We start from the raw sequence: 20,608 nt of genomic DNA, 5'->3' as shown, positions 1-20,608 counted from the left end.
GTTCTCTGTATACAGATAAAAGCAGGATGAAGAAGGCATAGACGAAGAGAGGATTTTGTTATGACAGAAACTAAATACATATTTTTGAAGCAACTGCAGTCTGTGGCTGCTTTGGCTTTTATAGCCGTGCTGATCGTTCTGCTTCTTATCTTGACTGCAATGGTACATATGAGGAACAGAAAACTGAAACGTACGCTGGAAGAACAGATGGCGGAAAGACGGCTTTTGGACAAGATATGTGCAGATTTTACGGCTGTTTATTATGTTGAATTAAATACAGGTTCCTTTGAAATTCTTCATATAAACGACGGAACCAACGTAAAAAAAATGAATCTGAAACAGTGTGATAATTTCAATTATTCTGCTGATCAATATGCAGTTCAGTATCTGTATGAGAAAGAAAGACAGGAATTTAAGGACTGGATTTCGACAGGGCATCTAAAGGAACAGCTTTCCCGAAAGGAACGCATTACATACCATTACAGAAGCAAACCGAATCCGAATCGGCATGAATTTTTTGAGGCACAGGCAATCAAAATATTCCAGGATGAGAAACATTTCTTTGCACTGGTGGGTTTCCGGCATATTGATGATATTATGGAAAAAGAAACCACCATCCAGAATCAGTTAAAGCAGGCACTGGACGAGACACGGCTGAGTAATGAAATAATTTCGGCGATTGCCAAGAGTTACTGTTCTATCTACAGGATTGATGTGCAGAAAGATTTTTTTGAAGAGGTATCAAATGACAGTGAAATACACAAACTGACAGGAAACAGAGGATGTGTAACGGAGAAACTGTATCAGCTTTGTGATACAATGGTTGCACCGGAATACCGTCCGCTGATACGTCCATTTCTGGATGTTTCTACACTTTCAGAGAGATTGAAGACAGAAGAATGTATTTCTACAGAATACAGGATGTGCGATGGAAGCTGGCACAGGATGCTTTTTATTGTAAAAAAACGGGATGACTCTGGAAATGTTACCCATGTTTTATGTACGGTCCGCAGTATCAGCGATTCCAAGAGACGTGAAGAGGATCTTAACTTTGCAGCGGAAGCAGCAAAGCGGGAAGCCGAAATGAAAACAAGGTTTCTGGCGACTATGAGTCATGATATCCGTACACCACTGAACGGTATTATCGGTATGGTAAATATGGGAAATCAGTACGCAGATGATCCACAGATGCAGCAGAAGATCAGAGAAAAGGCAATGGAATCCCTGAAATATCTGGTATCTCTGGTAAATGATGTGTTGGATATGAATAAACTACAGAGTGGAGATTTGAAGGACCAGCAGCTTTTGTTTGATCTGACAATGGTACTGCGGGAACTGAACCAGATTTACGATGAGCGGGCTGCAAAGAAAGGCATCCGATATGAGATTGACTGGAAAAATAGTTCATACAGTCATAGCGCTCTGGTTGGAAATCCTGTATATCTTGGCAGGATCCTGTCAAATATTATGGACAATGCCATTAAATTCAGTCAGGCGGGTAGTGTGATCACGGTCTGGGTTAAGGAAGAAACTCTGGATGTTGGCAGAGCATTTTTCACTTTCTACTGTAAAGATCAGGGTGTGGGTATGAGTGAAGATTTTATTTCCCATGCTTTTGATATGTTCTCTCAGGAAAGCAAGACAAGCAGATCCAGGTATGAAGGCACCGGACTGGGGCTTGCAATTACGGAGCAGCTCGTGGACAGGATGGACGGAAGTATTGAACTGAAGAGCAAAGTTGGTGTTGGTACTACAGTTATTGTAAAAATACCGCTCAAAATTGGCACACAGGATAAAAACAGTAATTTATCAGATCAGCCAGTAAGCCTTGATGATTATTCAGTGGAAGGCATGCGGGCATTGGTTGTGGAAGACAATGAGCTGAACATGGAAATTGCCAGATGTATACTGGAAGACAGCGGTATGGAAGTTACATGTGCAGTAGACGGACAGGAAGCAGTTGAAATCTTCGAGAAATCTGCACCGGATTATTTTGGGGTAATTTATATGGATATTATGATGCCGAGGATGAATGGTCTGGATGCGGCAAGGACAATTAGGGAAATGAAAAGAAGGGATGCCAGGAGGGTTCCGATCATTGCAATGTCCGCGAATTTCTTTGCAGAAGATATTATCAACAGCCGGCTGGCTGGAATGAATGTCCATCTTGCAAAGCCATTGGATGCGGAAAAAATGATCATTGCCTTAAAACAATGCATGGCAGATAATAGGGATATAAAACTGCACGAAGATTTATAGGAATAAAAAGACAGAGCATATAGAGCTGATATATGCTCTGTCTTTTTATTCCTTTGAAAATCTGGGAGAACCCATGCGGGATATGTTCCGGGCTATACGCAGGATCGTGGAGGAATTTACAGATGTGAAGGTTATTTATCCTGTACATTTGAATCCGCAGGTCAGAAAAATCGCAGATGAGGAATTTGGCGGATGTGAGAGAATACACCTGATCGAACCACTGGATGTGGTAGAATTCCATAATCTGATGAAAGCCAGTTATCTGATCATGACAGACAGTGGCGGAATCCAGGAAGAAGCACCTGCACTTGGAAAACCTGTACTGGTCATGCGTGATACAACAGAACGTCCGGAAGGTGTGGAAGCAGGAACCTTAAAGCTTGCAGGCACGAAGGTGGATGATATTTACAGAGAATGCAGGCGGCTTCTTACAGAGCCGGAGATTTACAGAAGGATGAGTGAGGCCAGAAATCCTTATGGTGATGGGACTGCAAGTATCAAAATCAGAAAAATCCTGGAGAATATAGATGTATGAGTATAAACAGAACCAATGCAAAACAGCCGATTATTCGGCTGTTTTTTGAAGTATTAAAATGGTGAGTTTTTTCTTGTGTATAGCAGAGTATTAGAGTATAATAAAATTAGTTTTTTTGCATGCATTTAAAGGCTATAATTTAATAAGAAAATCGGCAAAACAGATGAAAGTCTGCGACGCAAAGCTACAGGGCCTTTAAAATGGTAGCCAGTTGCTACGTTAAAGATGCATTGTCTGCAATGACAATGCATCTTTCATTTTTGGGATCAACTGTTAAAAATTGAAGGTGCAGAGTGTACAATTTGTGAAAATGGAAAATAGAAAAGTACAAGAGAAGTGTAGAGAAGGAAGAAAAATGAAAGGAAAAAGAGTAATTGCAGGTATTCTGCTTGTAGGAATTTTAGCACTCTCCCTGACAGGGTGTAAAAACACAGACAGCAGTAAAAAAGAAACAGAAAAGCCAGTCATTACGCTTGGCAGCGACAACTATCCACCATACAATTACCTGAATGAGGATGGTGTACCGACTGGTATCGATGTAGAACTGGCTACAGAAGCCTTCAAAAGAATGGGCTATCAGGTGAATGTTGTCCAGATCGACTGGGAGGATAAAAAAGAGCTGGTAGAGAAGGGAGATATTGACTGTATCATGGGCTGCTTTTCCATGGAAGGGCGTCTTGATGATTACCGCTGGGCAGGACCGTACATAGCAAGCCGTCAAGTGGTTGCCGTAAATGAAAGCAGTGACATCTATAAACTGAGTGATCTGGAAGGAAAGAATCTTGCCGTCCAGTCCACAACCAAACCGGAAGGCATCTTTCTGAACCACACGGATGAGAGGATTCCAAAGCTTGGAAATCTGATCAGCCTTGGGCACAGAGAACTGATCTACACCTTCCTGGGAAAAGGGTATGTGGATGCTGTGGCTGCACATGAGGAATCTATTGTCCAGTATATGAAAGATTATGATGCAAGCTTCCGTATTCTGGATGAACCGCTGATGATCACCGGAATAGGTGTTGCTTTTGCAAAAAATGATGACAGAGGAATCTGTGAGCAGATGGAACAGACGCTGGAGGAAATGCGTCAGGATGGCACGACGCTGAAAATTGTTGGAAAATATCTGGATGATCCGGAAAAGTATCTGGAGGTGGATGCTCTTGGATATTAAAAGAAAAGTAAAAGAAAAACGGATTATAATAGTTGGCGTTTTACTTGGAATCTGTGTAACTGCAGTATCCCTGTTTTGTTTCTTTTATATCGAGAAAGCGGATGCGGAAAAAAGAATGGTGGAGATTGTAAATTATGTCAAAGTACAGTGTTCAACCTACACCCATTTCAACGAATCCTCGGAATCAAAAAGTCTCCTCCGCGCGGTAGAAAGTGCCAGGCAGATGAGTACAAATATCGAAATGAAAACAGAAAACGGCGGTCAGCTGAGCCGGGATTTCTTAAAAGAGAACCTTCAGACCCTCTGGGTGAACGGTATCCTTGTACTGGATAAAAACGGAAAGACAGATTGTGAATACAGCATGGATGAGACCCTGACCAGGGAGATTACAGAATATCTTCAAAAAGCCATTATCATGGACTTTACCGGATATGAAGAAAGAAGCTATGCAGAGCGGATCAACGGAGAAGACGGGGCACGCATTGACATTGCTGCCTGTGCCAGAAAGGATGTGCCGGGTATCGTAGCAATCTACTACTATACCTCTCCTGAATTTACCAGAAATTATACGCTGACGATACAAAACCTCTTAAGTGGGTATAGTTCCCAGAAAGATGGAACGATTATTGTTGCAAATAAGGGGGCAGTTATTGCCAGCAATGATGAGAGCCTGTTGGGGCAGGACACAGCCGACAACGAAGTTGTCCAGGCAATGAAAAATCATACAGACAGTCAGCACATCTTTCATTTGAAGAATGAAGGAACAGGATGTTATGGAATTATGCTGAAACAGCGTGATTATTATATTTATGCGTATCTTCCGGACACGGAAATATTTCATAACCTTCCATTAAGTGTGCTGGGCGTTATATTTTTCTATTTTCTGATATTTGGTTTATTCTTGTTCTGGAGATACAAAGCCAATCAGGCACATCAGAAACAGAAACTGGAAGAGGAAGAAAAATATAAAGCAGAACTTCTGATAGCTGCAAAAAAGGCAGAGGCAGCCAATCGGGCGAAGACGGAATTTCTTCAGAGGATGAGTCATGATATCCGTACGCCGATCAATGGAATCTGCGGCATGGTCGATATGGCTGACTATTATGCTGACGATGTGGAGAAACAGTCAGAATACAGGGGAAAAGTCAAATCCGCTTCTCGTTTGCTGCTGGAAATGTTAAACGATGTTTTGGATATGAGTAAGCTGGAATCCGGAGAAGTGGTGCTGGAAGAAATACCATTAAATCTGGGCAGCATTTTTGAGGAAGTCCTTGTTGTGATTGATCAGATGGCGGCAGATCAGAATATCCGCATCATATGGGAAGAAAAAGAAATCACACACCGGAATCTTATTGGAAGTCCGAGTCATGTGAAACGTATTCTGATGAACATCCTGTCAAATGCAGTGAAATATAACAAAGAAAATGGAGATATCTATATCAGCTGCAGGGAAATTGTGTCAGAACAGCCAGAAATGATGACGATGGAATTTGTATGCAGGGATACCGGAATCGGGATGTCAGAAGCATTCCAGAAACAAATTTTTGAACCATTTGCACAGGAAGATGTCGGAAGCCGGACAAAATATGCCGGAACCGGACTTGGAATGCCAATCACAAAGAAGCTGGTCGAAAAAATGGGTGGGACTATTTCCTTTGAAAGCAAAGAAGGTGCAGGGACTACCTTTGTGATCCGGATTCCATTCCGAATTGATACAGACAGGGACAGCAAAGTCGAAGCGGGAGAAAAAACAGAAGCTTCAATCCGCGGGCTGCATATTCTTCTGGCAGAAGACAATGAGCTGAACATGGAAATTGCAGAGTTTATGCTTCAGAATGAAGGTGCTGATGTGACAAAGGCATGGAATGGCCGGGAAGCTGTTGAGATATTTGAAAAAAGCAGACCTGACGAATTTGATATCATCCTAATGGATATTATGATGCCAGTCATGAATGGTTATGAAGCAGCGAAAATGATTCATTCTATGAACAGAGAGGATGCAAAAACGATACCGATTATTGCAATGACAGCGAATGCGTTCACGGAGGATAAAATAAGAGCAAAAGAAGCAGGAATGGATGAACATATCGCTAAGCCTGTTGATGGGAAACTACTGGTAAAAATAATTCATGAATTGGTGAGGAAGTGAAAGTGAATTTTAGAGGGGGATTCGTTATGAAAAAGAAAAAATGGAGCAGAGTTTTGGCTGTACTTTTGGCGATGGTGACAGCCATATCACTTCTGTCAGGCTGCGGCGGGAAAAGTGCGGAAAAAGAGGATGCAGAGACAATTACGGTGTACTTATGGAGCACAAACCTGTATGAAAAATATGCACCATACATCCAGGAACAGCTTCCGGATATCAATGTTGAATTTGTTGTAGGCAATAACGATCTGGATTTCTACAAATTTTTGGATGAAAACGGTGGATTGCCGGACATTATAACCTGCTGTCGCTTTTCACTGCATGATGCGAGTCCTCTGAAGGACAGTCTGATGGATCTTTCCACAACCAATGTGGCTGGTGCTGTCTATGATACCTACCTCAACAATTTTATGAATGAGGATGGAAGCGTAAACTGGCTTCCGGTGTGTGCGGATGCCCATGGTTTTGTAGTGAATAAAGACCTTTTTGAAAAGTATGATATCCCTCTTCCGACAGATTACGAAAGCTTTGTCTCTGCCTGCCGGTCATTTGACAAAGTGGGAATCCGTGGTTTTACGGCAGACTATTATTATGATTATACCTGTATGGAAACACTGCAGGGTCTGTCTGCATCAGAACTGTCTTCTGTAGAAGGACGCAAGTGGCGCACTACATACAGTGACCCGGATAATACAAAGAGAGAAGGGCTGGACAGCACCGTCTGGCCGGAGGCTTTTGAACGTATGGAGCAGTTTATCCGGGATACAGGGCTTAGCCGGGATGATCTGGATCTGAATTATGATGACATCGTTGAGATGTATCAAAGTGGCAAGCTTGCCATGTACTTTGGAAGCTCTTCGGGGATAAAAATGTTTCAGGATCAGGGCATCAATACAACCTTTCTGCCATTCTTCCAGGAGAATGGCGAAAAGTGGCTGATGACGACACCCTATTTCCAGGTGGCTTTAAACCGAGACCTGACACAGGATGAAACACGCTTAAAGAAAGCAAATAAGGTACTGAATACAATGCTTTCAGAGGATGCGCAGACTCAGATCCTTTATGAGGGACAGGATCTGTTGAGTTACAGTCAGGATGTGGATATGCAGCTTACGGAATATCTGAAAGATGTGAAACCTGTGATTGAAGAAAATCATATGTATATCCGCATTGCATCAAATGACTTTTTTTCTGTTTCCAAGGATGTGGTTTCTAAGATGATCTCAGGAGAGTACGATGCAGAGCAGGCCTATGAGTCATTTAACACGCAGCTTCTTGAGGAGGAATCCGCCTCTGAGAGTGTCGTGCTGGATTCACAGAAACCCTATTCCAACCGCTTTCACAGCAGTGGAGGAAATGCAGCATATTCTGTTATGGCAAATACCCTGCGTGGTATTTATGGGACGGATGTGCTGATCGCAACCGGAAACAGCTTTACAGGGAACGTACTGAAAGCCGGCTATACAGAAAAAATGGCAGGTGACATGATCATGCCAAATGACCTTTCGGCTTACGGCAGCAAGATGAGCGGAGCTGAACTGAAAGAGACTGTTAAAAACTTTGTAGAAGGCTATGAGGGAGGCTTTATTCCGTTTAACCGTGGCTCTCTGCCTGTGCTCAGCGGCATTTCCGTGGAAGTCGAGGAAACTGATAATGGCTACACATTGAGTAAAGTTATAAAGGATGGAAAAGAAGTTCAGGACAATGATACTTTCACAGTAACCTGTCTTGCGATACCAAAACACATGGAGGCTTATCCGGCAGATGAGAATACTGTGTTTGATAGGGGAGATACTACTGTGAAAGGTACCTGGACAGGATATACTTCAGATGGTGAGGCCATTCTTGCAGAGCCTGAAGACTACATTAATGTGAGATGAGAAGAATGAATATTAAGAATCATAATATAAACAGAGAAAAAACTGTTATGAGAAAACGGTTAAGGATAACTGTTTTTATCGCCTGCGTCATAGGAATTGTTTTGCTGGTTTTCCAATATTTTAGATTTGTGTCGAAAACGATTTATGACGAAAGTGTTTCTCATCTGACAGAGGTTTTTCATCAGTCTGATAATATGCTGAGGGAACTGACAAATAAGAATCTGACGTATCTTCATATATGGGGAGAAAATCTGCAGAATACCTCCGGTGAAGATGAAATCCGCTATTATATAGAGAATGCACAGGAAGACGCTGGGTTTTTAGACTTCTATTTTCTGTCGGTTGACGGGAACTATAAAATGGCAACAGGGGAAACAGGGTTTCTTGGATTACAGGAAAATATTGAAGAGAAGATCCGGCAGGGAAATGATGTGATAACGAATGCAGCAGTTCCAGGAAAATCCCAGATGCTTGTCTTTGCCACTCCAAGGGCGCATGGAATTTATCAGGGATTTGAATATGATGCCATTGCCATTGCTTACGAAAACTCTGATATCGTAGATGTGCTGGATATTTCTGCTTTTGATGGGAATGCCCAGAGTTTTATTGTTCATTCGGATGGCCGTGTTGTGATTGACCATTCTTCTGAGTCATGGGGGAATGTGTATAATTTCTTCGGAGTTCTGAGAGAGCATTCTGATATGTCTGAAAAAGAGATCCTTGAACTATCAGAGAAGTTTAAAGCAGGAGATACAGATGCAATGCTGCTGAATCTGGATGGAAGGAATTATTATCTGGTCTATGAAAAATCGGATATCCAGGACTGGATATTTTTGGGACTTGTCCGGGCAGATATTGTCAATGCCAGTATGAACAATCTGCAGCGGAGTACGATAATTCTTGTTAGTGTGGTTGTATTCTGTATTGCTGCACTCCTTATCAGTCTTATTATTCAAAAAGGCAGAATAAACCTCAGGAAAAAGGATACGGAGATCCTGTATAGAGATGAGCTGTTTCAAAAGCTTTCAATGAATGTGGATGATGTTTTTCTGATGCTGGATGCAAAAACATATCAGGCAGATTATGTCAGTCAAAATGTGGAAAAGCTGCTGGGGATTACAGTAGAACAGATTCATAAAGATATTTATATTCTGGGAAAACTGCATCCTGAAGAATCTGAAGATTCCGAGAAGAATTATCTGGAGGAAATCCAGGTTCATGAGCAGAGAGAATGGGATTTTGAATGTGTTCATCAGAAAACAGGGGAAAAACGATGGTTTTATATTATTGCAATGGGCAGTGAGGTGAACGGGAAAAAGAAATATATCCTGGTTATGTCGGATCGTACTTCCGATAAAAAAATGAACCAGGCACTTTCTGAGGCAGTCCATGCTGCAGAGACAGCAAACAAGGCAAAGAGTACATTCCTTTCTAATATGTCTCACGATATCCGGACACCAATGAATGCGATTATCGGCTTTACGACACTGGCTGTAAGTAATATTGATGACAAGAAAAGGGTTCGGGATTATCTGGGCAAGATCCTTTCCTCCAGCAACCATCTGCTCTCACTGATCAACGATATCCTGGATATGAGCCGGATTGAGAGCGGCAAGATCCATCTGGAAGAAACAGAGGTCAGTCTGTCTGATGTGCTTCATGACCTGAAGACAATCATCAGTGGGCAGATTCATGCGAAGCAGCTGGAACTTTATATGGATGCCATGGATGTTACCAATGAGGATGTCTATTGTGATAAGATGCGGCTGAACCAGGTGCTGCTGAATCTTTTGTCCAATGCAGTTAAGTTTACACCTGCAGGTGGAACCGTTTCTGTACGGCTGAAACAGTACCCGGGGATAGTAAAGGGCAGTGAACTGTACGAGATCCGGGTAAAGGATAACGGAATCGGCATGAGTCAGGAATTTGTACAGAAGATATTTTCTCCTTTTGAGAGGGAACATACATCTACAGTCAGCAGGACCCAGGGTACAGGGCTTGGCATGGCCATTACCAAGAATATTGTGAATATGATGGGCGGTACCATTGAGGTTCAGACAGAACAGGACAAAGGCACCGAATTTATTGTTCGTCTGCCATTTCGGATTCAGTCTGAGCACCACCGTATAGAGAAGATCGCAGAGCTGGAGGGTCTTAAGGCACTGGTTGTAGATGATGACTTCAATACCTGCGACAGCGTGACAAAAATGCTTGTGAGGGTTGGAATGCGTTCGGAATGGACACTTTCCGGCAGGGAGGCGGTTCTCCGTGCACGGCAGTCTATGGAATTGGGTGATGCGTTCCACGCTTATATCATCGACTGGCGTCTGCCGGATATGAATGGCATTGAAGTTACCCGCCAGATTCGCAGTCTTGGTGATGACACACCGATTATTATCCTGACTGCATATGACTGGTCAGATATCGAAGTGGAAGCCAGAGAAGCAGGGGTGACTGCATTCTGTGCGAAACCTCTGTTTATGTCAGATATCAGAGAGACTTTGATGGCTGCTATCGGTCAGAGCCAGGCCGAGTCAGAGAATTCAGTTCTTCCGGAAGCAGGTGCAGATTTCAGAGGCAAATGCATACTGCTTGTAGAAGACAATGAACTGAACAGAGAAATTGCGATGGAGATCCTTAATGAATATGGATTTCTGGTTGATACCGCAGAAAATGGTGCAGAGGCAGTGGAGAAAGTTAAGAATTCGATGCCGGGGAATTATGATCTGGTGCTGATGGATGTGCAGATGCCGGTAATGAATGGATATGAAGCCACTAAGGTGATCCGTGCTCTGGATAACCCGGCACTGGCAGGCATCACAATTCTTGCCATGACTGCCAATGCCTTTGATGAGGACAGAAAGAAAGCACTGGAATACGGTATGGATGGGTTCCTGTCAAAACCGATAGTTATGGAGGAGTTGATCAGTACCTTACGAGACAATCTCCCATGATAAATAGTTTGCATATAAAATGTTTAATTTCACATACATATGTTGGCGGATTCATGTTTTTCTGATATGATAGAAATTGGAAAAGGTAACAGAAATATAAATGAAGAAGTTTTTATTGTAGGAGGGTATGACCATGGAAATGAAAGTTGGAATGAAGTACGAAGCAGAGATCGTTGTTAATGAGGGCATGTTGGCCAATCACAATGATCCGCAGCTGCCGGCCATCGAATTGCCTGCTGTTTTTTCTACACCAAGCATGATCAATCTGATGGAACTGACATGCGCGAAGCTGATGGAACAGTGCCTGGAAGAAGGCAAAGGCTCTGTTGGTATGTCCGTTGAGGTGAAGCATCTTGCATCCACACCATGCGGTATGAAAGTCCGCTGTGAAGCAGAGATCACAGAAGTTGTCAACGGCAAGAAGGTGACATTTGCAGTGAATGCTTATGATGAGAATGGTCTCATTGGTACAGGCACACATAAACGTGCAGTGATCAATAAGGCAGCATTTAATATGTAAGAGAATAGTATTTGACGAATATATCTCTATATATAGTATACTTGTCATGACTCATCGGAGGGCAATTTCTTCAATAGAAATAATAGCCGGATAAGATGGCAGGCTGAGATGCCTGCTGCTTATCCGGCTTTTTTCTATTTCACACCGCACCTCCGCTGAGATGGGGCAGATTATCGCACTTAAAAAAATAATAGTTCGCTAAGATATTGTTAAAAATCATCCGGCGTGGTACAATAACAGTTGCAATGCTAAAAATGGTGTATCCAAAGGGTTGTGGTTTCCTGACGGGAATCGGTATTTTTGGATACAGAAGATAGAAGGAGATAAGTACAATGGTTAATTTTAAAGAAGATGAACAGTTGAAAATGCTGAACCATTCCTGTGCACATCTGATGGCTCAGGCAATCAAACATCTCTATCCACAGGCTAAGTTCTGGGTTGGACCTGTTGTTGCAGAAGGTTTCTACTATGATGTGGATCTGGGTGACGATGTGATCAGAGATGAAGATATCGCTGCCATCGAGAAAGAGATGAAGAAGGTTGCCAAGAGCGGCAAGAAGATTATTCGTCATGAGATTACCAAGGAAGAAGCCCTTGAGATGTTCAAGGATGATGAATATAAGCTTGATCTGATCAATGGTCTGGAAGACGGAAATATTTCATGTTACACACAGGGCGATTTCACAGATCTCTGCCGCGGACCTCACGTAGACAATGTGAAGTTATGCCGCCACTTCAAGCTTTTGAGACATTCCGGTGCATACTGGAAGGGTGACAGCAAGAACAAGGTGCTTCAGAGAATCTACGGCGTATGTTTCCCGACAGCTGAAGAATTGGAAGCGCATTTACAGCTCCTTGAGGAAGCCAAGGAAAGAGACCATCGTAAGATCGGCAAGGATATGGAACTTTTCATGGTGGATGATCTGGTAGGCCGCGGCCTTCCGATGTTCCTTCCAAAGGGTTATACGATCTGGCAGGAACTTGAGAACTACATCAAGGAGAAGGAACGCAAGCTGGGTTATCAGCATGTTATGACACCTTGTGTCGGTACTGTGAACCTTTATAAGACATCCGGTCACTGGGATCATTACAAAGAGAACATGTTCCCTGCCATGGAAGTAGATGATGAAGCCTTTGTACTCAGACCGATGAACTGCCCGCATCATATGATGATTTATGCGAATAAGAGACATTCTTACAGAGATCTGCCGATTAGAATCGGTGAGATCGCTCATGATTTCAGATATGAAGCCAGCGGTACACTGAAAGGTATCGAAAGAGGCAGACATTTCTGCCAGAATGATGCCCATTTGTTTGTAACACCTGAGCAGATCAAGGATGAGATTTCAAGAGTTGTTGATCTGATTTTCAGCACATATGAGGATTTCGGCATCACAGATTACAGATGTGTCTTATCTCTGAGAGATCCTGAAGACAAAGAGAAATACCATGATGATGATGAGATGTGGAACAAGGCAGAGAATGCGCTGCGTGAAGTTATGAACGAACTGGGTCTTGAATACACAGAAGAGATCGGCGAAGCTGCTTTCTACGGTCCTAAGCTGGATGTTAACGTGAAGCCTGCAGTGGGCAATGAGATCACATTATCCACATGTCAGCTTGACTTCTGTCTGCCGGCGAAGTTCCAGCTGACATATGTTGACAAAGACGGCGAGAAGAAGACACCTGTTGTTCTGCATAGAGCAATCCTCGGTTCTCTTGACAGATTTATGGCTTATATTCTTGAGGAGACAAAGGGCAACCTGCCTACATGGCTTGCACCGATCCAGGTCAAGGTTATGCCTGTTAAGACAGATGATGACGACCTGAATGCTTATGCCAATGAAATCTGTGAACTGCTTGAAGCACAGAATGTTCGTGTCGATCTGGACAACAGATCAGAGAAACTGGGCTATCGTATGCGTGAAGGACAGATCCAGAAGGTACCATATCTTCTTGTTATCGGTTTCAACGAGAAGGATAACAGAACAGTTTCCTACAGACTTCACGGTGAGAAAGACACAACAGTTGTGGGTCTTGATGAGTTCGTTGAGAAGATCGTTGATGAAATCAAGAACAAGGTTCATTAAAGTTGATTTTGGATGGATCAGTCAGATACTGAATAAAAGTCTTGGTCAGCACGGAAACACGGTTTAACGGCATGGAAGCAATGCCGATGGAACGGTACTGGGGCGGGTCAATAGGACGAATCTCCAGACTGTAATTGAGGTTTCGAAGAATCAGCTCCGGCATGATGGTGATGCCGAATCCGTGAGATACCATGGAGATAACGGAGAAATCATCATTTAAGACGTAGCGGACGTTGGTTTTGCCGCGGGTTGAATTTAATACTGCCTGAATATCATTATCAGAGCCTTTGGTCGGCAGGACCAGAGGCTCTTTTTTGATCTCCGGAAGAGTCAGCACATCATGTTTCGTGAGGGGATGTCCAACGGGCAGAAGCACATTCATTGGATCCTTGTACAGCAGATGGAAGATCAGCGGGTCAGCAACAGGGGCTGTCAGGAAACCGCAGTCCACGCGGCCGCTTAAAATACGCTCTGTGATTTCATCGTAGTCACCCGCTAGCAGATCGAATTCAACAAGGGGATAATCTGCCTGAAACTTCCGGATGATGGTGGGCAGCCATTGGGTTGAAACACTGGTGAAGGTGGCGATCCTGAGTGTACCGGCCACTGTCTCGTTGATATCATAAATGGCCTGGGATAGGCCATGCTGGTCATTGACCAGAGTCTGTATGTAGGGCAGAAGACGTTTGCCGTTCTCAGTGAGGGTGACACCGGAAGCACTTCTTGCCAGAAGGGAAAATCCGGTCTCTTTCTCCAGTGCGGCAATGGCATGGCTGATGCCTGCCTGAGTGTAGTGAAGAATCTCAGCAGTCTTGGTAATATTGCCGATTTCGGCGGTTTTCAGAAAAATTTCATAGCGGTTTAAAATCATTGCAGGCACACTCCATAACTTTTGTGAATGATAAGCATTAATATTATTCTCTTTTCAAATACTCAGATAGATGTATAATACTCCATGGAAAGCAAAAAAGCAAGGCGGTGTCTTGTAAAATTTGTCATTGCAAAATCCTTGTTTTCCATATCAGCCAGTCCGACTGTCCATTCAACGCAGGCACGTTTGCACTGCCTAAAGTTGGCAGCGGTACATAAGGCACTAAAGGACAGTGCCTAAGTACCGGCCACTTTAGAAGCACCTGCGTTGAATGGACAGTCGGACAGACTGATCATCGGGAAATTGATTTTGCAATGCCAAATTAAAAGGCACCTTGAAATAAGGATAGAGGAGTAGAGTGGAAAAATGAGGGAGTATGGATGGACTCAGCAGAGGGCGGATAGTATGCTGGCGCTGGTTGCGATGGCATGGGGCAGTTCCTATCTGTTGATGAAGATTGGTTTGGATGGTATCCCGCCGTTTTGTATTATTGCATTAAGGTTTGGTATCGCATTTATTGCGGTTTTACTTTTGTTTTTTGAAAAGTTCAGGAAGACGACGAAGTGTGTGATGATGAAAGGTGCGGTTCTTGGCCTGTTTCTGTTTGGGCTGTTTGCGTTTCTGATGCATGGCCTTCAGACGACGTCAGCTTCCAACGGCGGTTTTCTGACAAGTACAACCGTTGTTCTTGTGCCGATTTTCCATGGGGTGATCAAGAAGAAAATGCCGGATCACCAGAATATCCTGAGTATTCTGCTGACCATGACAGGTATTTGTCTGCTGACTCTGCAGCAGTCACTGGTGTTCCACAGCGGTGATATTCTCTGCCTTGCGGGTGCAGCTGTGTATGCGGTGCAGATTCTGCTGACGGACAAGTTTGCACAGGAAGAGGACGGAATGCTCCTTGGCATCTGGCAGCTTGGATTTGCAGCACTGTATGGTGTCATTTGCACATTTATATTTGAAACACCGACATTGCCGTCAAGCGGTTCCCAGTGGATTGCTATTCTTGGTCTGGCATTTGTATGCAGTGCCTTTGGATTCGTGATGCAGCCAATGGCACAGAAGTATACAACACCGGAACATACAGGTCTTTTATTTGCACTGGAACCGGTCTTCTCGGCTATTTTCTCATACATCTTCCTGCATGAGACATTGTCCGGGAAGGGGTATATGGGTGCAATGCTGGTAATGGCCGGTGTGGTTGCAGCTTCTGTTGTCAGGAAAAAGAAACAGCTGGTACGAGTTGTGGCACATCAATCCTAACAGTTACAAGTAAATATAATATTAATGAATAGAGATAAAAGCACTGAAACCTTTGGTTGGATTCAGTGCTTTTTACCGTTCAGCGCTTATTTTAAATACCGCCACATGGTTGTGCGGCTGATGCCAAGTTTATGTGCGGCTTTAGTCTGATTGCCACCGCAGTCCTGAAGAGTTGACAGGACAACATTTTTGATAATATCCTGCAGCGGCTGATTGCAATCAATGGTGGATTTGACAGGTGCAGTCATCGCATACTGTGTCATTTCACGTGCCAGAATCTCTTTGACACAGTCGGCCTGGATGTAATTGCCGGTTGTGTGGATGACAACATCTGACAGCACGCGCTTAAGCTGGAGAAAATTATCCGGCCAGTCGTAGTCGCAGAGAATTTTCAGAGCATCCGTCTCAAAGCCGGAGATGTGTTTGGAAAGTTCAGAGTTCAATTTGTTCAGATAAAGGGCTGAAGCCGATGGCAGGTCATCCGTCAGTTCACGCAGCGGCGGCATGTACAGAGAGGTACATGGCAGATAATCAATGAAATCCCTGGATGGATCTCTGTCAGATTCAATACTCAGTGAGCAAGAGAGCATCAGCCGGTTTCGCTTATACAGGTGGGTATCCAAAATCAGTGAAAGCAGCTGGCGGCACCAGGAGTCGCTGAGATCCTGGATGTTGCTGATATAAATGGTGTTATCATTGTCGCAAAATGGCGAATTGATGTGCTTGGTCAGGAAGGTCCAGTATCTTTCCGTGATCAATTTGCAGTCAATGGAGATGAAAGGCTTATTGGTATAGGGACTCTCAAGATACAGACGATAGGCAATGTGGTCTTTGCCGGTGCCGCGTTCACCGAGGATCATAATCGGACGGCGGCTGGCATTCATTTCATGCAGCGTCGTATTCAGGTCGGAAGCCTTTGCCGTCAGGCAGAAAAAGCTGGTAAAATAATTGCTTTTGATCTCCTCGTGGTTATAGTAGCGCACACCGTTTTTGCTGCTGCCTTTAGGAATTGGCGACAATCCAAGGGAAAAAAGATAAAATACGTTGTCTTTATAGTTTTTCTTCTGCATTTGAATGGAAAATAGTTTTTCTCCGATCAGATGGAAGGATTTGGAATGGCGGTCAGGCAGAGTGGAAGTGATCATTCCCCGCAAATAATTCAGCACTTCTTCAGCATCATCTTCGTCATAAGAGGAAAAATAGAGTTTGCCATCTTCCTGTAAAATGATACTGGAAGAAGTTTGGAGCCTCATGGCATCTTCCAGCAGATGAACCCGGCTGTCAAACATGGAAAATGTATTAAACATTTGAATCACCTGCCGAAAGGCTTCATGAATGCTTTCAGCACCGGAATTAATAAAAACAGCATTCATACCCATTTCTCCGGCAATTTCATGGGTCAGGGTGTCACCGAATACAAGGGTGATGCCCTGCTTTTTTAATTGCTCCAGGGTCGGGGCAATTTCTTCTTCTGAATTAACAACGTGGGTCTCGATGCGGTACTGCAGCAGGTCACAGAGAATATGCACTGTATCAATAATACTCTGGAATCCCACAAACGCATAATTCTGAGCGTAATTTTCAGCCAGCTTCAATGATCGCAAAATATCATAAACCGAGAAAGAAATATCAATGACCGGAAGCGGTGTGATGCAGCGAATCCTATCCGCCGTTCCGCCTCGGGAGATGACAGCATCATATCGGCCGGGAAGATGGGACCTGGCAATGGTCAGACCCTGTTCCAGATCACCAACAAAAATATCCAGGTGGAGCATATCGTATTGGTTGCCGATAAGTTTTAAAAGATGGGCAAGCCCTTCATAAGGGGCAATGGCCAGTACGCGAATAGTGTCTTTCATGGTTGCTTCATTTCCTCCGTTGTTTTTGATGAGAAACTCTGTCACAATCCAGGTACATTGAATCTAACAGGAAATTAAAAGTAGAATTTCCTGAATAATGATAGTGACTGTATAACAAATTGTATAATGTGTTTCAATATGAAACATATTATACGATTAAAAAAAGGATAAATCAATACATTATTTTATAAAATTCTATTATGTTTCAAAATGAAACATTTTTGCATATTCTTGAAATTGTGCGCAGAATGCTTTTTGAATAGAATAGGGATATGAAATGTGAGCGATTGTGACTGCTAATGAATTGAACGGTCGCAGTGGTTTTTGACGAAGTATTGAGTAATTTTCAGGAGGAAGGTGATAGGCAGATGGTTAAACTGTTAATACTGGCGGACGATTTTACAGGGGCTTTGGATACAGGTGTTCAGTTTTCGGGAAAGGGCATTCGGACTCAGGTTGTTGTAAGCGGTCACTGGGTGGAGCCGGATTCTGATTGTGATGTGATTGTGATTGATGTGGAGACACGTCATGTACCGAAAGAAAAAGCCTATGAGATTGTCAATGATGTGTGTCAGCGGGCCGTGAAGTACGGTATCCGTTGCTTCTATAAGAAAACGGATTCAGCCTTAAGAGGAAATGTAGGCAGTGAGCTGCAGGCAGCGGCAGATGCAGTTTTTGGAAAAAATATCGTGTTTGTTCCGGCTTTTCCGGCAATGCGAAGAATCACCGTTGACGGTGTTCATTATATAGACGGTATTCCGGTGAAGGAAAGCGTATTCGGACAGGATCTTTTTGAACCCGTGATGTATGACCGGGTAGATGAATTACTTCGGGCAACCGGTTACAGAGGCGGGGTTATCGGCGTCAGCAAAGCAGAAAGAAAGCTTCAGACAGCTGAGGACTGGAAAACTCAGGCATCAGAAGAAAGAAGGCAGAAGGCGGCAGAAGCAGCAAAACAGCAATTATTTCTCTATGACGCTGAGACAGATGCGGATTTAGATGAAATTGCTGAGGCAGTCAGCAAAAAGAGCGATATTCCGATTCTTGCAGGATGTGCCGGTTTTGCGGCAAAGCTTCCGGAGCTTCTGAAACTGCCGGTGAAAAAAAGTGGCGATGTGAAATTAAAAGAAAACCTTGTTTTCCTGTGCGGCAGTGTTAATCCGATCACAAAGAGCCAGATTGTTTATGGCGAGAAGATGGGCATTCCGAGAATCCATTTGAAACCGGAGGAAAAACTGGAAATCAGTTACTGGGATCAGCCAGAAGGCCTTGGGAAGATCCGTCAGCTTGCAAAGGACGGCATGCAGCATATTATCATCGACAGCAATGATGAAGAAGGACACAATGACACAATGGAATATGCAGCCAAAAAGGGCTACTCCATTGAAGATGTCCGGGTGAGAATTTCAGAAACTTTGGGTTATCTTTTGAAAAAGCTTATCGATGCCGGCATGGAAGCTACTTATCTGATCACAGGCGGTGATACACTGATCGGATTTATGAAGGCCATCGGAGTCAGTGAACTGGAACCGGTGAATGAGATCAGACCGGGATGTGTTCTGACATCCTTAAATTATCAGGACAAAAAACATTATGTAATCACAAAATCCGGCGGTTTTGGTCAGGAAAGACTGATTGAGCAGCTGACAAGGATTTTGGCACAGTAAACAGCAGATATCAATAAAAATGGTTACAACGAACAACAGATAAACGATAGATTAATTTTAACCAATTTTAATCAAACAGGAGGAAAAGCAAATGTTAGAACAGTACACATTAAAAATGCCCCATGCAGTCTATGCAGGCAAAGGCGCATTAGCGAATGTCAAAGATATCACAGCTCAGAATGCAAAGAAAATCGCAGTATTTGCAGATCAGGGCATTATCGGTGCGGGACTTCTGGAAGCACCATTAAACTATATTAAAGAAGCCGGCGTTGCTTATGAACTCATCAGCGACCTGGCTGCGGAACCAACATGTGATCAGGCACAGGACGTTGTCGATGAATTCAGAAACAAAGGCTGTGACTTCATCGTTGCTGTTGGCGGCGGCAGCGTTATGGATACAGCAAAGCTTTGTTCTATCCTTGCAACAGATGAATATCAGGTAAGAGATCTTCTGGACAATCCGAAGCTGGCTAAAAAATGTGTGAAATCCCTGATGATCCCTACAACAGCCGGTACAGGCGCAGAGGCAACACCAAATGCTATCGTGGCTGTTCCTGAAAAAGAATTAAAAGTCGGTATCGTCAATGATGAAATGATTCCTGATTATGTGATCCTTGATGGTGAAATGATAAAAAAACTGCCAAGAAAGATTGCAGCTTCAACAGGTATCGATGCTATGGCGCATGCCATTGAATGTTTCACATCCAATAAGGCCAATCCTTTCTCAGACACATTTGCACTGAAAGCATTCGATCTGATCATCAACAATATTGAAGCAGCCTGCGACGATAAAACAGCAGATGATGCAAGGAACAATATGCTTATCGCAGCATTTTATGCAGGTGTAGCCATCACAGCATCCGGTACAACAGCTGTCCATGCACTGAGTTATCCTCTGGGCGGTAAATATCATATTCCGCATGGTGTATCCAATGCCATCATGCTGGCACCGGTTATGAAATTCAATGAGCCGGTTGTTCGTGAAAAGTTTGCAGCAGCTTATGACAGAGTCAACCACAATGGTGATGCAAGTCTCTCTGTAGAAGAGAAATCTGCATGGGTATTAGATCGTATGTGCAGTATCATCAAACATCTGGATATTCCTACAAGCCTGAAGGAATATGGTGTATCAAAAGATGATCTTGATTTCCTTGTGACAGCCGGTATGGATGTCCAGAGACTGCTTGTTAACAACATGAGAAAAGTAACTGCTGAAGATGCAAGAGCTTTATATCTGGAAATACTCTAAAATAGCAGAAGTGTTTGCAAAAAAAGAAAAAATTTCTGAGTTAGAGAAAATCAGATAAAGCCGCAGGCATACAGCATTATATATAGAAGAAATAAAAGAAAAATCAAACGGAACTTATAGTTACAGATTAGATAAAGGAGC

12 protein-coding genes, 1 pseudogene and 1 riboswitch are annotated in these 20,608 nt (G+C 43.3%); of the genes and pseudogenes, 11 read left to right on the top strand and 2 right to left on the bottom strand.

Annotated features, from left to right (window positions below; genetic code table 11):
- The first annotated feature begins 60 nt into the window (after positions 1 to 60).
- From HED67_RS07555 to thrS, 8 genes and pseudogenes are all read left to right on the top strand, one after another.
- Positions 61 to 2,259, top strand: coding sequence for an ATP-binding protein (locus HED67_RS07555; protein WP_221717935.1), 2,199 nt, complete (start codon positions 61 to 63; stop codon positions 2,257 to 2,259).
- 37 nt (positions 2,260 to 2,296) lie between these two features.
- Positions 2,297 to 2,794 (top strand): annotated as a pseudogene (gene wecB, locus HED67_RS07550) (non-hydrolyzing UDP-N-acetylglucosamine 2-epimerase); the annotation flags it as partial.
- A 143-nt stretch (positions 2,795 to 2,937) separates the two neighbouring features.
- Positions 2,938 to 3,013: riboswitch (cyclic di-GMP riboswitch) on the top strand.
- 136 nt (positions 3,014 to 3,149) lie between these two features.
- The gene (locus HED67_RS07545; protein ID WP_221717934.1) at positions 3,150 to 3,965 is read left to right on the top strand and encodes a substrate-binding periplasmic protein; all 816 of its coding nucleotides are present in this window, start codon (positions 3,150 to 3,152) and stop codon (positions 3,963 to 3,965) included.
- Positions 3,949 to 6,114 (top strand): ATP-binding protein, encoded by a 2,166-nt coding sequence (locus HED67_RS07540; protein ID WP_221717970.1) that lies wholly within the window; start codon positions 3,949 to 3,951, stop codon positions 6,112 to 6,114. Before HED67_RS07545 ends, HED67_RS07540 begins: the two co-directional genes overlap by 17 nt.
- Before the next feature lie 26 nt (positions 6,115 to 6,140).
- The gene (locus HED67_RS07535) at positions 6,141 to 7,991 is read left to right on the top strand and encodes an ABC transporter substrate-binding protein (RefSeq protein ID WP_221717933.1); all 1,851 of its coding nucleotides are present in this window, start codon (positions 6,141 to 6,143) and stop codon (positions 7,989 to 7,991) included.
- Positions 7,992 to 7,996: 5 nt separating this feature from the next.
- Positions 7,997 to 10,945, top strand: a complete 2,949-nt coding sequence (locus tag HED67_RS07530; RefSeq protein WP_221717932.1) for a response regulator — start codon at positions 7,997 to 7,999, stop codon at positions 10,943 to 10,945.
- Between the two features lie 133 nt (positions 10,946 to 11,078).
- Positions 11,079 to 11,465 carry a thioesterase family protein gene (locus HED67_RS07525; RefSeq protein WP_246612148.1) on the top strand — a complete coding sequence of 129 codons (387 nt, stop codon included), beginning with the start codon at positions 11,079 to 11,081 and terminating at the stop codon, positions 11,463 to 11,465.
- Positions 11,466 to 11,797: 332 nt separating this feature from the next.
- On the top strand, positions 11,798 to 13,555 hold the full coding sequence (thrS, locus tag HED67_RS07520; protein ID WP_178440801.1) for a threonine--tRNA ligase: 1,758 nt from the start codon (positions 11,798 to 11,800) through the stop codon (positions 13,553 to 13,555).
- Here the strand turns inward: thrS and HED67_RS07515 are convergent.
- Positions 13,536 to 14,426, bottom strand: coding sequence for a LysR family transcriptional regulator (locus HED67_RS07515; RefSeq protein WP_221717931.1), 891 nt, complete (start codon positions 14,424 to 14,426; stop codon positions 13,536 to 13,538). The genes thrS and HED67_RS07515 overlap by 20 nt on opposite strands.
- A 366-nt stretch (positions 14,427 to 14,792) precedes the next feature.
- Here HED67_RS07515 and HED67_RS07510 point away from each other — a divergent pair, with 366 nt between their 5' ends.
- On the top strand, positions 14,793 to 15,692 hold the full coding sequence (locus tag HED67_RS07510) for a DMT family transporter (RefSeq protein WP_221717930.1): 900 nt from the start codon (positions 14,793 to 14,795) through the stop codon (positions 15,690 to 15,692).
- A gap of 86 nt (positions 15,693 to 15,778) precedes the next feature.
- Here the strand turns inward: HED67_RS07510 and HED67_RS07505 are convergent, their stop codons facing one another.
- Positions 15,779 to 17,551 carry a sigma-54-dependent transcriptional regulator gene (locus HED67_RS07505; protein ID WP_221717929.1) on the bottom strand — a complete coding sequence of 591 codons (1,773 nt, stop codon included), beginning with the start codon at positions 17,549 to 17,551 and terminating at the stop codon, positions 15,779 to 15,781.
- Between the two features lie 368 nt (positions 17,552 to 17,919).
- Here HED67_RS07505 and HED67_RS07500 point away from each other — a divergent pair, with 368 nt between their 5' ends.
- Positions 17,920 to 19,218: a four-carbon acid sugar kinase family protein gene (locus HED67_RS07500; protein ID WP_221717928.1), complete on the top strand. Its 1,299-nt coding sequence runs from the start codon at positions 17,920 to 17,922 to the stop codon at positions 19,216 to 19,218.
- A 91-nt stretch (positions 19,219 to 19,309) separates the two neighbouring features.
- Complete coding sequence (locus HED67_RS07495; protein WP_221717927.1) at positions 19,310 to 20,467, top strand: iron-containing alcohol dehydrogenase; 1,158 nt, start codon at positions 19,310 to 19,312, stop codon at positions 20,465 to 20,467.
- Positions 20,468 to 20,608: the final 141 nt, after the last annotated feature.

Source organism: Pseudocoprococcus catus (genome assembly GCF_019734885.1).
Lineage (GTDB): Bacteria > Bacillota > Clostridia > Lachnospirales > Lachnospiraceae > Coprococcus_A > Coprococcus_A catus.
The sequence above is the reverse complement of the archived record's forward strand: the minus strand, read 5'-3'. Positions and strand labels throughout refer to the sequence as shown.

Coding starts and splice junctions, on each gene's coding strand:
- HED67_RS07525 (WP_246612148.1), top strand. CDS start 11,079: ATGGAAATGAAAGTTGGAATGAAGTACGAAGCAGAGATCGTTGTTAAT.
- HED67_RS07510 (WP_221717930.1), top strand. CDS start 14,793: ATGAGGGAGTATGGATGGACTCAGCAGAGGGCGGATAGTATGCTGGCG.
- HED67_RS07530 (WP_221717932.1), top strand. CDS start 7,997: ATGAATATTAAGAATCATAATATAAACAGAGAAAAAACTGTTATGAGA.
- thrS (WP_178440801.1), top strand. CDS start 11,798: ATGGTTAATTTTAAAGAAGATGAACAGTTGAAAATGCTGAACCATTCC.
- HED67_RS07545 (WP_221717934.1), top strand. CDS start 3,150: ATGAAAGGAAAAAGAGTAATTGCAGGTATTCTGCTTGTAGGAATTTTA.
- HED67_RS07500 (WP_221717928.1), top strand. CDS start 17,920: ATGGTTAAACTGTTAATACTGGCGGACGATTTTACAGGGGCTTTGGAT.
- HED67_RS07540 (WP_221717970.1), top strand. CDS start 3,949: ATGCTCTTGGATATTAAAAGAAAAGTAAAAGAAAAACGGATTATAATA.
- HED67_RS07535 (WP_221717933.1), top strand. CDS start 6,141: ATGAAAAAGAAAAAATGGAGCAGAGTTTTGGCTGTACTTTTGGCGATG.
- HED67_RS07555 (WP_221717935.1), top strand. CDS start 61: ATGACAGAAACTAAATACATATTTTTGAAGCAACTGCAGTCTGTGGCT.
- HED67_RS07495 (WP_221717927.1), top strand. CDS start 19,310: ATGTTAGAACAGTACACATTAAAAATGCCCCATGCAGTCTATGCAGGC.
- HED67_RS07505 (WP_221717929.1), bottom strand. CDS start 17,551: ATGAAAGACACTATTCGCGTACTGGCCATTGCCCCTTATGAAGGGCTT.
- HED67_RS07515 (WP_221717931.1), bottom strand. CDS start 14,426: ATGATTTTAAACCGCTATGAAATTTTTCTGAAAACCGCCGAAATCGGC.